The sequence below is a fragment of the Bradyrhizobium sp. PRIMUS42 genome (assembly GCF_023006515.1).
Taxonomy (GTDB): domain Bacteria; phylum Pseudomonadota; class Alphaproteobacteria; order Rhizobiales; family Xanthobacteraceae; genus Bradyrhizobium.
This window is the reverse complement of record NZ_JALBGZ010001660.1, coordinates 1-283: the sequence shown is the minus strand read 5'-3', so window position 1 is coordinate 283 and position 283 is coordinate 1. Positions and strand designations below refer to the sequence as shown.

The 283-nt window shown below is 68.6% G+C and carries 1 pseudogene; it reads right to left on the bottom strand.

Annotation, left to right across the window (positions count from 1 at the left end):
* A pseudogene (locus MOV75_RS42170) lies at positions 1-283 on the bottom strand (methyl-accepting chemotaxis protein); the annotation flags it as partial.

The window sequence follows — 283 nt, the reverse complement described above, 5'->3', positions numbered from 1 at the left end:
GACCTGGCTCGACAGGCTCTGCGTGGTCTCGGCGGTGCGGGTCAGCGTGGAAGCCGCCGATTCCAGCTGCACGGCGGAGGCCGAGACGTTGGAGACGATGGCGCCGACCGCGCTCTCGAAATCATCGGCAAATCGGATCAGCTCGGAGCGCCGGCTTGCGGCCTGCTCCCGGTTCTGGACTTCGCTGGCGGCGGCATCGCGCTCGGCCTTTGCAACGGCCTGAACCTTGAACTCCTCGACCGCGCCGGCCATCTCGCCGATCTCGTCCTTGCGGCCGAGACCC